Source organism: Micromonospora okii (assembly GCF_020884795.1).
In the GTDB taxonomy this organism is placed as follows: Bacteria; Actinomycetota; Actinomycetes; order Mycobacteriales; family Micromonosporaceae; genus Micromonospora; species Micromonospora okii.
The window spans coordinates 358,680-371,334 of record NZ_BBZF01000014.1 but is presented as its reverse complement, the minus strand read 5'-3'; the positions used below and the strand labels follow the sequence as shown (position 1 = coordinate 371,334).

10 protein-coding genes, 2 tRNA genes and 2 pseudogenes are annotated in these 12,655 nt (G+C 67.3%); 8 read left to right on the top strand and 6 right to left on the bottom strand.

The window, feature by feature from the left end; genetic code table 11:
- Window positions 1–56 precede the first annotated feature (56 nt).
- On the top strand, window positions 57–368 hold the full coding sequence (locus LPU43_RS08280; RefSeq protein WP_229399660.1) for a hypothetical protein: 312 nt from the start codon (window positions 57–59) through the stop codon (window positions 366–368).
- Window positions 369–498: 130 nt separating this feature from the next.
- A tRNA-His gene (locus tag LPU43_RS08275) sits at window positions 499–571 on the top strand.
- Window positions 572–626: 55 nt separating this feature from the next.
- Here LPU43_RS08275 and LPU43_RS08270 read toward each other — a convergent pair.
- Window positions 627–1,913: a L,D-transpeptidase gene (locus tag LPU43_RS08270; protein ID WP_229399659.1), complete on the bottom strand. Its 1,287-nt coding sequence runs from the start codon at window positions 1,911–1,913 to the stop codon at window positions 627–629.
- 203 nt (window positions 1,914–2,116) lie between these two features.
- Window positions 2,117–3,388 carry a L,D-transpeptidase gene (locus LPU43_RS08265; RefSeq protein WP_229399658.1) on the bottom strand — a complete coding sequence of 424 codons (1,272 nt, stop codon included), beginning with the start codon at window positions 3,386–3,388 and terminating at the stop codon, window positions 2,117–2,119.
- Between the two features lie 188 nt (window positions 3,389–3,576).
- Here LPU43_RS08265 and LPU43_RS08260 point away from each other — a divergent pair.
- The 3 genes and pseudogenes from LPU43_RS08260 to LPU43_RS08250 form a co-directional block, all read left to right on the top strand.
- Window positions 3,577–3,652 (top strand) — tRNA-Lys (locus tag LPU43_RS08260).
- A 291-nt stretch (window positions 3,653–3,943) separates the two neighbouring features.
- Window positions 3,944–4,576, top strand: coding sequence for a hypothetical protein (locus LPU43_RS08255; RefSeq protein WP_229399657.1), 633 nt, complete (start codon window positions 3,944–3,946; stop codon window positions 4,574–4,576).
- A 161-nt stretch (window positions 4,577–4,737) separates the two neighbouring features.
- A pseudogene (locus tag LPU43_RS08250) lies at window positions 4,738–5,062 on the top strand (transposase); the annotation flags it as partial.
- A 305-nt stretch (window positions 5,063–5,367) separates the two neighbouring features.
- On the opposite strand, the gene LPU43_RS08245 reads toward LPU43_RS08250, so the two are convergent.
- On the bottom strand, window positions 5,368–5,820 hold the full coding sequence (locus LPU43_RS08245) for a hypothetical protein (protein WP_229399656.1): 453 nt from the start codon (window positions 5,818–5,820) through the stop codon (window positions 5,368–5,370).
- Window positions 5,821–6,011: 191 nt separating this feature from the next.
- Here LPU43_RS08245 and LPU43_RS08240 point away from each other — a divergent pair.
- Window positions 6,012–6,180, top strand: a pseudogene (locus LPU43_RS08240) (site-specific integrase); the annotation flags it as partial.
- A gap of 216 nt (window positions 6,181–6,396) precedes the next feature.
- On the opposite strand, the gene LPU43_RS08235 reads toward LPU43_RS08240, so the two are convergent.
- From LPU43_RS08235 to LPU43_RS08225, 3 genes are read right to left on the bottom strand one after another with little or no spacing between them, the layout of a single operon-like run.
- Complete coding sequence (locus tag LPU43_RS08235) at window positions 6,397–8,376, bottom strand: hypothetical protein (RefSeq protein ID WP_229399655.1); 1,980 nt, start codon at window positions 8,374–8,376, stop codon at window positions 6,397–6,399.
- Between the two features lie 17 nt (window positions 8,377–8,393).
- The gene (locus tag LPU43_RS08230; RefSeq protein WP_229399654.1) at window positions 8,394–9,548 is read right to left on the bottom strand and encodes a 5'-methylthioadenosine/S-adenosylhomocysteine nucleosidase; all 1,155 of its coding nucleotides are present in this window, start codon (window positions 9,546–9,548) and stop codon (window positions 8,394–8,396) included.
- Window positions 9,545–10,243 (bottom strand): NUDIX hydrolase, encoded by a 699-nt coding sequence (locus tag LPU43_RS08225; protein WP_229399653.1) that lies wholly within the window; start codon window positions 10,241–10,243, stop codon window positions 9,545–9,547. Before LPU43_RS08225 ends, LPU43_RS08230 begins: the two co-directional genes overlap by 4 nt.
- A gap of 1,033 nt (window positions 10,244–11,276) precedes the next feature.
- Here LPU43_RS08225 and LPU43_RS08220 point away from each other — a divergent pair.
- Complete coding sequence (locus tag LPU43_RS08220; RefSeq protein ID WP_229399652.1) at window positions 11,277–11,954, top strand: Crp/Fnr family transcriptional regulator; 678 nt, start codon at window positions 11,277–11,279, stop codon at window positions 11,952–11,954.
- 54 nt (window positions 11,955–12,008) lie between these two features.
- Window positions 12,009–12,485, top strand: a complete 477-nt coding sequence (locus tag LPU43_RS08215; RefSeq protein ID WP_229399651.1) for a Pycsar system effector family protein — start codon at window positions 12,009–12,011, stop codon at window positions 12,483–12,485.
- Window positions 12,486–12,655 lie beyond the last annotated feature (170 nt).

Genomic DNA, 12,655 nt, shown 5'->3' with positions numbered 1-12,655 from the left:
GCGGCGGGGTTGCGGTCTGGCGTGTGTCAATTGACACGGGAGGTTGGACCTCCCGTTTGGATATTTTCTACGAGGTTGTCTTCCCCAAGCCGAGCGACGACGTCTTCACCATTCGGCCCGAGCGATTCGTGCAGGAGGTGGAGGCGTACCGGGGGCACTACCTCACGGGAGAGGGGCCGATCTTCGCGCTCTACGAGACCGTCGAGGGCATCTTCGACGCGGCGGACCGAGAGGACCGGCGGCTGAACGAGCGGGAGGTGGCATTGGTGCGCGGCATCCGGCGCAAGACCTTCGTCATGTTCGAGGAGCAGTTGCAGCGCGAGGGTGACCCCGGCGCGGACCCGACGATCGTCGACGAGTCCTCCTGACCGTGCCCGCCCTCAGGGCCCTGGTGCGCAAGAGCGCACGGAAGCCGCCGGGGAACCCGGTGGACGCAGGCGGTGGGGGTGTGGCTATGATTAGTCCGCACCGCCCGGTCCTGCCGGCGCGGAGAGCATGGTGGCTGTAGCTCAGTTGGCAGAGCACCGGGTTGTGGTCCCGGTTGTCGTGGGTTCAATTCCCATCAGTCACCCTCGCACGAAGGCCCCCTCCGTTCGGAGGGGGCCTTCGTCGTTGCGGGGTGTCCGTCAGGCGGTCGGCTCCGCGCTGGGGCTCTCCCCGGCGTCGCCGCCATCACCCGTGGCGCCCTCGGCGTCCGGGTCGTACGGCAGGGCGCTGCCCTTCACGTACTCGTCCCAGCTCATGTTCCAGTCGGTCCAGCCGTTGCCGTTGGCGAGCTTGCGCTCGGTGCCCTTGACGACGATCGGGTCGCCGATGCGGGTGTTGTCGAACAGCCAGGCGCCGTTCTTCATCGAGACGTTGACGCAGCCGTGCGAGACGTTGACGGTGCCCTGCTGCCCCTCCGACCAGGGGGCGGCGTGGATGAACTCGCCACCCCAGGTGAGGCGCTGCGCATAGTCGATCTTCGTGCGGTAGCCCTCCTCGGGGCCCAGCTCCTCGAAGGTGTCGAAGACCGTCTTGCGCAGCTTCTCGATGACGACCATGGTGCCGCTGGACGACGGGGTGCTCTTCTTGCCCAGGCTGACGGGGATGGTCTTGATCGCCTTGCCGTCCCTGGTGACGGTCATCCGCTTCGTCTTGTTGTCGACCGTCATCAGTAGCGCCGGGCCGGTCTTGATGTCGACCGTCAGGTCCGCCCGGCCGTACCAGCCGCCGCCGAGGGGGAGGCCGCCGGCCTGCACCCGGTACGAGATGGCGCTCCCGGCCTTCCAGAACTCCTTCGGCCGGTACCGGATCTCGGTGGGGCTGACCCAGTGCCAGATGCCCTCCTGGGCCGGGGTGGAGGTCACCCGCATTCGGCGCTGGACGTCGTCCCGGTACTCCTCCGGAACGGCCCGGCTGAACTTCACGATCAGCGGCATGCCGACGCCGACGACCTGGTCGTCGCCGAGGAAGCTGGTGACGCGTACCTGCTTGGCGGGCTTGGCCATGGTGGTGAAGGTGCTTGTGGCCTGGGCCGGCCTGCCGTCGTCCCCGGTGGCCGTGACGGTTGCCGTGTAGGTCTCGCCGTACTTCAGGGCACCCTTGGGCAGCCAGCTCCCGCCGTCGGCGGCGAGCGTGCCCTCCACGGCCTCGCCGGCCGCGTCCTTCAGCTCGACGGTGGCGTCCTTGGCCTCCTTCGTCGTGAAGGTGATGCCGGTGGACGCCGGCACGTCCTTCGCGTCGGCCGCCGGCTCGGTGATGGTGGCCGTGGCCTTCGGTGCGCTCTCGCCGCCGCCCTGCCACGCCGACGGCTTGTCTCCGCCGCCGTCGGTGCAGGCGGAGGTGAGCGTGAGTGCGGCGGCGAGCAGCCCCGCCGCGAACGCGCGGCGTCGACCACCGCGCCGGGTCAGCTGGTCCTGGGTTGCGCGCATGATTCCCTCACTGTCGTGGTGCCCCGGTTGCCCATCGTCCCCTACCGACGTGTGGGGGCAGGTACCCGTTGCGAGGGGTGAAGAGAAACACCCGGACCATCATGTCCGAATATTGCTAGGATCGCGAAATTTGCGAGCAGCCTTCGCAAAGAGAAGGGGCGGGGAGCCGGAACCTGGCTCCCCGCCCCTCGGCGGCTGTCGCGTCAGGCCAGGGCCGGCCCCGCCCCACCATCGGGTACGGGCAGCGCGCTGCCCTTGACGAACTCGGGCCAGCTCAGGTCCCACGCCGTCCAGCCGTTGCCCTGGGCGAGCTTGCGCTCGGTGCCCTTGACGGTGATCGGGTCACCGATCTTGGTCTGGGAGAAGAGCCACTTGCCCATGGCCAACGAGACGTTGACGCAGCCGTGCGAGACGTTCTGCCGCCCCTGGACGTGCTCCGACCACGGTGCGGCGTGGATGTACTCGCCGCCCCAGGTGAGGCGCTGCGCGAACTCGATGTCGGTGACGTACCGGTTGGCCGGGTTCGGGTCGTCCCGGGTGTCGAAGACCGTCGCCTCCTTCTTCTCCATGACGACCAGCGTGCCGCTGGAGGAGGGGGTGCTCTTCTTGCCGAGGCTGACGGGGATCGTGCGGACGAGCTGGTCGTTCTCGTAGACGCTCATCTTCTTGGTGGCGTTGTCGACCTTCATGACGAACGACCGGCCGATCTTGGCCGTGGCGCTCCGGTCGACGTTGCCGTACTTGCCGTTGCTCAGCGGGATGCCGGCCAGCGCGATCCGTACGTCGATCGTGGTGCCCGGCTTCCAGTACTCGGGCGCGCGGTAGTAGGCCTGCGTGCCGTTGGCTACCCAGTGCCACGCCCCCGGCTGCGGCGGGTCGGTGCGGACGAACATCCGCTTCTGCACCGATGCCCGGTCCTTCTTCGGGATGCCCGGGTGGAACTCGGCGACCACCGGCATGGCGACACCGTACGTCCGGTCGCTGAACAGGTAGAGCCCCGAGGTGATCATCGACTTCGGCTTGGCCATCGTCGTGAAGGTGCTGGTGCCCTGCCGGGTCCCGCCGCCCTCGCCGGCGGCCGTGACGGTCGCCGTGTAGCGGGTGCCGAACTTCAGGGGACTGTTCGGCACCCAGGACGAGCCGTCGGCGCGCCAGCGGCCCTCGACCTTGCCGCCCTTGGCATCGGCCAGGGTGACGTCCGTTACCTTCGTGCCGTCGGGGAGCTTCGCGGAGACCTCCGTGCTGACCGGCCGGTCCTTCGCCCCGTCCGACGGGTTGAGCTTGAACGTCGGACCCGTGCTCGTGCCCGGGTCGGCGGGCGCGACCCCCGCCTCGGCGGCGACGCTGCTGCCGACGGCGGGAGTGCCGCCGACGAACTCCGCCTTCTCCTGGTCGTCACCGCACCCGGTCAGTGCCAGCGACGCCGTCAGGGTCAGGGCGCCCACCATCGCCCCGGCCCGCGCGAACCTGCCCATTGCCACCTCTGCTTCTCGCGTGCCTGGCGCCCATCGTGCCCCATGCCGGCGACGCGCCACGGCCCGTAACGGCGACTGGTGGGGTTTTCGGGCGCTTCTGTCCGATAAGCGTGCCCGAAGAGGGGAGGGGGGTATCGGATTGGAACCCCGCTCACGGGCCGTGCTAGTGTTCTCTCCGTTGCCAACGAGCGCCGCTAGCTCAACTGGCAGAGCAGCGGACTCTTAATCCGCGGGTTCGGGGTTCGAGTCCCTGGCGGCGCACCAGCAGCAAGGCTCTGACCTGGGATTTCATCCCGGGCCAGAGCCTTTTTGTGTTCCTGCTGGTTGCTCGGTGTCTCGGTGGGTGCTCGGGAGCCGTTGGACCGGTCGCCGTTTGGCGGGACGGGGCGTCGTGTTCGTGGACGTCGGCGGCTGTCACGGCGTTCGTCGCGGTGTACCTGATGAGGGCTTCCGGCGGGGTGCCACTGGCGGCAGCGGGCGTTGGTCAGGACCGGCCCGGCCATCGGTGTCGCCCGCCTGATATCGATGTTTGCGGTCCGGTCATAGGATGCGCGCGTGTTGCCGATCGACAGGGAGCAGTTCGCCGCCGGGGTCCGGTGGTGGCAGACGAAAACGAGTTGGCCGAACGACTTCCACAACAGCGACTACGAGGTGTTGGCCGCCCAGAACCCGGATGGAGATTTCCGGGACAGTTGGTGGGCGGGCGTCCTGCCCCGGTTGACCGCGTGGAAGGCGTTGCGACCGCTCTCTCAGGCCGATGTGACCGGTCGGTTCACCGAACACCGGGACGAGCTGTCCCGGACCTGGCATCAAGCGTGCGCGCCGGTCAAGGACCTGGACATCACCGGTGTGACCTGGGATCAGGTACGGACGTTTCCGGAAGTGGTCGCGCGGCTCAAGCCGACGAGGTCGGGATCTGCGGTGTTCCCGTCGAAGTTCTGCCACTTTCTGCTTCCCCGGATCTTTCCGGTCTTCGACAACGCGGCGGTCGGGGGATCGTGCACCTATGAGACGTACTTCAACGTGATCAAGTGCACCTGGGAGGCCACGCCCGCTGCCCTTCGCGCCGAGTTGGAAGCGGAGCTGTCGCGCATCGTCGAAGCCCGTGGCCGGGGTCCTCTTTGCGAGGGTTTCCCGATGGCGACCAAGATCGTCGAGCTTGCGCTCATCGGGCGTCGCCACCCTTGAGGTCATCTGCGGGTTGTGCACAGCGTCGTGAGGGCATCGAGGTGCGCGCAGTGTTCCAGGACCTCGCGGTCGAGGGTGCCGGGATGCCGTACTCGTGCAGGAAGCTGTCGTGAACCGCCCCGGATCTTGTAGAGACTTCCCCGCTTGGGAAGGATCGAGAGATGGCAGGAACGAAGCCGTATCCGCAGGAGCTGCGGGAGCGGGCGGTGCGGATGGTCGCGGAGGTGCGGCCAAACATGAGTCGGACTGGGCGGCGATCACGGCGGTGGCGGCTCGGCTGGGGATCGCCACGGCCGAGACGTTGCGTAAGTGGGTCCGTCAGGCGCAGGTCGACGAGGGTCGGCGGCCCGGGGTGACGTCGGAGGAGTCGGCAGAGCTGAAGCAGCTGCGGCGGGAGAACGCCGAGTCGCGGCGGGCGAATGAGATATTGAAGGCCGCGTCGGCTTTCTTCGCGGCCGAGCTCGACCGGCCTACGACATGCTCGTGAACTGATAAATTGAGCGTTTAGGTGGCAAATACCGGGTGATGTATGACTTGAAAGCGGTGCTGGCGCACGCAGAGCGGGTTTGGGGATGCGGGTAGCAGAATGGCCTGTAGGTGAACTTTGGTCGGCCCACGACGCTCCTCCGGGCTCTCTCCTCCGGTTCGCGCCTGCAGATAAGGAATGATCTTCGTACGAAACAGGAACCAGGCGAGCGACACCTTCGAGTGATTCGATATCTGGTGTCTCGCCTCGGAGCGGTTGTTCTCTGACTCCACTCGCTGACCCGAGTGCCACTCCGGCTGCGAGCCTATGCTGGCTGGGGGAGACTTTTGCGGCGCACGCGCATCGAGTAGGACGTTCCGCCACGCTCCGAACTGCTGCCCCAGCCGCCTGTCGTGGCGATGTCCCAGCCCTGCTGCGATCGCATGTGTTTTGCGAATGCACCAAGATCGCGAACCATGCACCCGCAATCGAGCCACACCCTTACGGAGATGTAGCTTGCCGTCGGGTTGCGCTCAGACTCGCTGAGTCGCCACCGGACCTGGTGCTCATGCTCGGCCAAGCCTGTGCTGGCCTCGTCATGGACCCATCCCATGCCGCGGGCGTACTGGTCGAGATCATCGATAGCGAACAGGTCACTGCGATAGCTGCCCGGCCAGACCGCGAACAGCCGCGACTGCCCCGATAGGGCCCGCTGGTAGGCGGCCGCATCAACGCCCTGCGACACCGACCCGTCGGCGGTCACCTCGATGTAGCACATCGTGCCGAGCCGGTACGGAAACTCGGAGCCTATCGCCCTAGCGCTGCGCGGACTGGCCAATGCGCAACCTCCCACTCGCTTCGATGCACCCCGTCGGCCACAAGTTTCAACCCTTCCGTGCAGTCGAGCAAGCCATGCTCGACCTGATGGAAGCCGGCGTCTAGACCACACGGCGAGCCCGTGCAGCGCTTTTGACCGCCGGCGTGCAGATAGAGGCCATCTCCAACCGGCACCGTCACTCCAGCCCACAACTTCATCGCCAAGTTCTACGGTGACGTCCTGCCGGAGCTATCCCATGCCGCCGCCGAAGCAACCGCATCTGTCGTCCCTCGGAGGCACGGCTCGACGCGGCCGGCGTAGACCCGGAGGCTGCAACCCGTCGTTGGCAGCGGCGGCCAGCCGGCACCTCGTCGGCTGCCTTGAGCCGGGCAGCACCCGGTACGGTGGATCCCTTTGCCGAGCGGGGAACCGTTCGACTCGGAGGGCCGGAGACATCGGCGGCCAATCGTCGATGGGGCGTTAACCAGCGCCCCGGGCTCCGCCACCGTCGGTGTGGTCGGCGGGCGTCGTCTCCGGTCAGTCGAGCAGGTCCCGCATAGCGGAGATGAACCGTTCCTCGCGATTCCGGCCGCGTTGCCGTTCCCTCTGGATCCATTCCTTGCCCTCAGCGGCGACACCCTCGAGGACGTGGAGGGTGGTCGTGAGGCCGCTGGCGTCCAGGGCCGCTTCCGACAGAGTCAGCGGGCTCTCACCGTCCTGCAGCTTGTCCGTGCTGGCCTCGGTCACGTTGACCGTGGTGAGTTCGCCGTTGACCAGCGCCAACTCGAAGGTCCGGGCGTACTTGTCCGACTCGGCCACCCGTACGGCGGCCACGGCCTCGAACCGGTAGTTGGCCCGGCGCAGGTTGTGGAAGGTCGCCTGCTCGAAGTCGAGCTGGGCACTCATCTGCCGCACGCCGTCAGGGGTGAGCAGGAACACCAGCAGTTCGTATCGGCCGTACCGCCAGGGGCCGTTACGGACCCGTCCCCTTTTCATGTAGGGCTTGGCGGGTGCCTCGATGACCGCGTAAGCGATCACGTCGGTCGGGCAGAGCTTGTAGTGCGCCATCGCCTTGTCGATCAGGAGTCGGCAATCGCAGTCCAGCCAGGCCGCCATCTCCGCGTCCTCGGGCTTACTGGCAAGTTTGCGCGTCCACCGCTCGTGGGCCGCCCAACTGTCGGCCATCCGCTGGTCGTACTCCGTCTGGTCGGCGGCGAAACGTCGACACTCGAGCATGATCCGCGACCAGCCCCGCACTGCGGGCCAGGCGGCGGCGAGCAGGACAACCGTGGCGGCCACACCGGTGAGAGGTTTCTGGGGCAACGCGGTGACGATCACCAGCAGCCAGCACGCCGCCGCGACGAGGCCGCCAAGGACGACGAGCGCACGGGTACGGACCGGGGTGCGCAGCTGTTCACGGTATGCCCAAAGGGTACCGTTGGTCCACCGGGTCTTGAGGTCGCCGACGCGGTGGCGGATCAGCCAGGCGATCTCCTTGTCACCAACCCGGGTCTCCCGGTAGACCTCGACGATTTCGTCCCTGAGGTGGCGGCGAATGCCGGCGGTCAGGTTCAGCCACTCGGCCCGGTCGATTCCCTCGGGGACGTACCGTCCAGCGTACTGCTTGAAGAGCCGGTCGACCCGGTTGGTGAAGCCGCCGGACGGGGCCGCCTTTCGTTGCTGGGGAGGCCGGTGCACGGCGTCCTTGGCCCGCCGCCGTTCCACGTTGAAGCGCCACACGGCACCGTGGACCGCGCAGAGGTAACCAGCTCCGATCGACAGCAGCGGCGCCATCATCGGTCCGACCCGGCCGGATGTGAAAACGACCCAACAGAGCCAGCCAGCCGCCGTGGCGGCGATCACTGTCGTGACGACCGCCAGGGCAATGTCCCGGCCGGTCGTGGCCACGGGAACGGGCTGCCGGGCGCGTGGGTTCGCGGGCGCCGGGTAGAAGAAGCGCCACACCCGCTCAGAGCGAGCGTTGGCGCGTTGGGCTTTCTTGGCGTCGGCCACGCTGATCGTCCACATCTCGTCCTCGACCGGGCCGCTGAGGAACAGCTGGAGATGCCGCACGATCTTTTCCCGGAGCAGCGGGTCCAGACTGGCGAGCTCCTTGCGGACGAGCCGGCGCAGCTCCGGTTGCTGGGAGTCCAGGGCGTCCAGTAGCCGGCTGATGACCCGTAGACCGTCGGCCCAGACGTCCTGCCTGTGCAGCGGGAGCCGGCTACGGGCCGCGCTCAGTTTGGCGATGTCCTCGTCGGATAGTTGACGCAGGGTTCGTCCGCTCATTACGGCCAGCAGCCAATGAAACCAAGCCTCACTGCTGGTGTGTCCGCTCATCAGGACGTCGTAGATGAGCTCTCCCGCCTTGTGGGGCATTCCACCGTTGAGGTAGTTCACGCCGACCCGCAGCTTCTCCTCTGGCCCCGCGCCAGGTGGGAGGAAATAGACGGTGATGTCGCCGTGCACCGATTCCGCCTGGACGCCCACGTTCGGGGCGTTGTCGTGGACGGGCATGCTGACATGCCGCGCCGTCACAGCGTGCCCTGGCTCATCGCGATGACGGCGGCGACCTTCGCGGCCAGATCGGCCACGTCCCCGACCAGCCCGCGGAGCCGCTTGAGTGCCACCACCAGCTTGCTGCCGTCGCGCGGGTCGTCGAGCGCTTTGTCGACGGCGGTGAGTTCGGTCTCGGCCGCCTCGTAGGTCGGCTGGTCCAAGTGCCCCAACCGGTGCGCCCGCCACAGCTCGTCCCGCAGCTCGGCGAGCTGACTGGGCAGATCCGAGGGTGCCGACGGCGGCGCGCCACCCACCCAGACATCGCCGTGAATATGGCCGGCCTGTACGCCCACCTGTGCTGCACCGCTGGCGGTATTGCTTACTGCGGAGCTCATCGTCGGGTTCCTCCTCGTGTCGACCTGAGTTCGGGGTGAGCTGGTAGGGGCCTCCCGTACCAGCTCGACGGCGAGGGTGATGGCGAAGGCTGCGGCGTTGGCCACCGCCTTCGGCTGCCAGCTGGCGCCATCAGTCGTGGTCTTCGTGCCGTCGGCGCGGTCGCTGATGCCCCGCACCACGACGACCGGTGAGCCGTTGAGGTGACCCGCCTGTGCGACCCCGGCCGCTTCCATCTCGATGGCCAGCGCGTCGTTGTAGTGCTGCCGCACCCAGCGGGCGTGGTCGGACACCGTGGAGTCCTGTACCACCTCGCCGGCGGCGATCGGCCCGAAGTGCACTCGCGGAGTCGTCCCGCCCTGGGCCAGCTGTGTAGTCCAGGCGCCGGTGCGGACCAGGTGTCGCGCGATCTGGTCCGGGCCGTGGGCAATCTCCCACACCCGGGGCCGGGCCTTGAGACCGTCGTCTTCGCTCGTGCCGCCGTGGTAGGCGTAGACGTGGGTAGCGACGACGACGTCGCCGAGCGCGAGTTTTCCCCGCAGCGCGCCCGCCACACCGACGAACAGCACCGCGACCGGATCGAACTCGGCGATTGCCCGCTCGGCTAGCACGGCCGCCGGATGGTTGCCCTTGCCGACGAGGCCGAGGGCGACCCGGCAACGACGGTCGGCCAGCCAGCCGATCTCGAACCTAGTCCCCGCCCGGTGCCGGTGCAGCTGTGGGTCGGTTAGTTTCTCTCGGACCGCCTCGTACTCGAGATCCAGTGCGGTCAGGATTACTACGACGTCGTCTGTCACTGGTCTTCTCCTCGTTCAGTCCGGTCCGGGCGGACCATGGGTGGATACAGGACAGTGGTAGGACCGGCACGGAAAAGCCGGGCCGGTCGCCCGCCTTCTGTCTTCCTGGTGGGTCCCGCCGGAATAACGAAACCGCGTACTCCCTGCACCTTGCGGTAGAAATTGCGGGCGTCGAGGCGGGTGTCCCACACGGCTTCGTAGACCCGTTGCAGCTCGGAAAGGGTGAAGGTCGGTCCGCAAAAAGCGGTGGCGAGGGCGGTGCTCTCCAACTTGGCGCAGGCGCGTTCTACCCCGTCGATCACGATCCGCAGATGGTCGAAGGCGAGGGGAAGGGAGGTGTCGAGCACCTGGTCGACCGGTGTCCAGCGGGCGTCTGCAGCATCTGTACCCGCCACTGGTTCTGGAAGCCGGGGAGCGATCGCCAGGTGGGCCACGGAGACAACCCGACCACGTGGGTCACGGCCCGGGTCGCCATACACCGCGAGTTGCTCGAGGTGCAGCGTCCCGGCGTCGAGACCGGCCTCCTCGGACAATTCCCTCGCCGCCGCGGCCAGGATGTCCTCCGAGCGGTCCCGGAGGAAGCCGCCGGGCAGGGAGAACGCCCCCTGGTGCGGCTCGTGACCGCGCTCCACCAGCAGAACATGGAGACGGTCCTCGCGCAGGGTCAGGATCACCAGGTCCACCGTGAGCAGCACGCTTGATGACTGCCATAGATCTCGCATACCACTCACGCTACCTTCTTGTCTGATCGACAAGAAGTGCCTGTGTTCGGAAAATTTTCTTCGCCTCGCCGAGCGCCTTTGTCGACGTTGGGTGCCAAGGCTTGAGGCTGGTGATCCGAGGATCTTGCAGTTTCGGTGGTCGAGGGGTCGCGAGGCATCTGGCTCTGGGTGGATTGGGCAGGCGCTGACCAGGGGCGCTCACTGGGCGCGGCTGCGTACCTTCCCGGCTGGCTGCCTACTACCATTGAGGCGCCGCCCAGCGTCCACTTGGCTGGTCCAGCCGCACCGATCCGGCTTGCTGTTCGGCTTCGGTTGGGGATTTGGTGCGTAGCAGCGCCAGTACCAGCCCTGAGCCTTGCTGCGGCGAAGGTCGACTTGGGCGCCGCCGCACCGCTTGCAGGCCGGCGGATGCGCGAACGGCGCAGGGCTGGGTGAGGAACCTGTGTCTGAGCTGAGTCCTGGCCTCCGCGTCGGTGAGCTGCGTCAGGCGACGTTGAGGGCGACGAACTCCCCGTCCCAGACTGTCTGTCGGCGCCCCCGGCAGTGGCGGTCCGCGCATCGGAAGCGGTTGGAAGGCGCAGTATCGCTGAGCGGGTCAGCACCGGCCTGGGTGGCAGGTGCTCGCCGGTACTCGGTCCCCACAACGGAAGTTGTCCCTACGGAACCACCAAGATCGCTCGGTGTGGCTGTCTGCCACGTGGCGCTAGATAGACAGCCTTACACCTGGCTCGATGGGATGCCTCGGGGCGCAAATGTCAGCGTCCTGACACTTCCGCTATCTGATCCGAGCATTCGGGAATGGCCCGATGGTGATCGTGAGTGTCCGGGCGGACACCGCTGGGTGCCATAGAGCCTTCATCCCTTCCCTGGGTGTATCCGAGAGCCGACGGCTACGAGGATGTGGCGACGATCACCACGTCGCTACACTTCGCTCTCCAATGGACGAAGTGGAGCGATGTCGCATGATCACATTCCCGGAGGGGCGTGGTCGTCGAATGGGGGGGCGATGACACGTCCGTTTTTGGATCTTGTTTCCACCGATGAGGCGAAGGGCCTTCTTGCGCTCGGAGCCGAGCATCGGTACGCGAGCCGGGCCACCCTCTTCCATCAGGGTGAGCCCACCCACCACGTGGCCCTGCTTCTTTCCGGTTGGGCCAAGGTCTCCGCCCAGTCCCGCCGGGGAGACGAGGTGCTGCTGGCGATCAGGGGACCGGACGACATCCTCGGTGAACTCTCCGCGATCGACGACCGGCCCCGCTCGGCGACGGTCACGGCTCTCGTGCCGGTCTGCGCGCGAATCATCCCGGAGCAGCAGTTCCTCCAGCACCTTCAGGCCTTTCCGGGGGCGATGTTCGCGATGCTCCAACACGTCACCACCCGCCTGCGGGAGTCCGACGCCGAGCGCCTGCGATACGTCTCTACGTCGAGTTCGGGCAGGGTCGCCGCGCTGTTGCTCGACCTCGCCGAGCGGCAGGGCCTGCGCACGCCCGACGGGGTCGTCATCGACCTGCCCCTGACGCAACAGGAGTTGGCCAAGGCGGCAGCGACGTCGCGCGAGGTGGTGGCCCGCACGCTGCGCATGCTGCGGGACCGCAGGCTCGTCCGAACGAGCCGACAGCGCATCGTCCTGGTGCAGGTGCCGGTCCTGCGATCCCTCGTCGACTCTATGTCGGATGACGCATAGGGGGTGTGTCCGGGGCCGTCGATCCCCGCCCTAAAGAGGTGGACCCTGTCCAGTATGGAAGAGCAGCGACTCGCAGAGCGTCTCCTCGCGCACAACCGAGAAGAGATCGACAGGGCGGACGGCAAGGCCGTTCACGGGCTGGCCATCGGAGGGACGGCGGTCGGTGCCGCCGTCGGCTTCGTACTCGGGGAAGCCGGATCACGGCAGCCCCTCGCGCCGGTCGACACCTGGTGCTGGTGGGCGGCGGGCACCCTGTGGATCGTCGGCACCGTGAGCATGCTGCTGGCCCTCTACCCCCGGTTGCGTGGCGACCGCGACGTCGACCAGGTGGCCTTCTTCGGTCACGTCGGCGCGGTCGACCGCCAGGAGTTGACCGCTGCTCTGCGACACGCCGCCACTCAACCGCTGGTCGGCCTGATCAGCGAACTCCACTGGACCAGCCAGATCGTGATCGTCAAGTACCGCTTCGTCAGGGTGGGCCTGGCGTGCCTGTGCCTGTCGTTCGTGAGCCTGGCGGCACTCGCTCTCTGAGGCACGCCGACTCTCGTAGCTCAATTGACCACGTGGCGAGCGCCGATCGCCACCGATCCGCGCCTCACCAGAGATGGGAGAAGTAACGGATGTACCTTCCAGCCCATTCGTACTCGGTTATCTCAATCGACATCGCGAATTCGAGCGCCGGTGGATCCTGGCGGCACCGG

Bases quoted from the DNA above. Each gene is read 5' to 3' on its own strand.
- LPU43_RS08270 (WP_229399659.1), bottom strand. From the start codon at position 1,913: ATGCGCGCAACCCAGGACCAGCTGACCCGGCGCGGTGGTCGACGCCGC.
- LPU43_RS08235 (WP_229399655.1), bottom strand. From the start codon at position 8,376: ATGCCCGTCCACGACAACGCCCCGAACGTGGGCGTCCAGGCGGAATCG.
- LPU43_RS08245 (WP_229399656.1), bottom strand. From the start codon at position 5,820: ATGTGCTACATCGAGGTGACCGCCGACGGGTCGGTGTCGCAGGGCGTT.
- LPU43_RS08215 (WP_229399651.1), top strand. From the start codon at position 12,009: ATGGAAGAGCAGCGACTCGCAGAGCGTCTCCTCGCGCACAACCGAGAA.
- LPU43_RS08265 (WP_229399658.1), bottom strand. From the start codon at position 3,388: ATGGGCAGGTTCGCGCGGGCCGGGGCGATGGTGGGCGCCCTGACCCTG.
- LPU43_RS08220 (WP_229399652.1), top strand. From the start codon at position 11,277: ATGACACGTCCGTTTTTGGATCTTGTTTCCACCGATGAGGCGAAGGGC.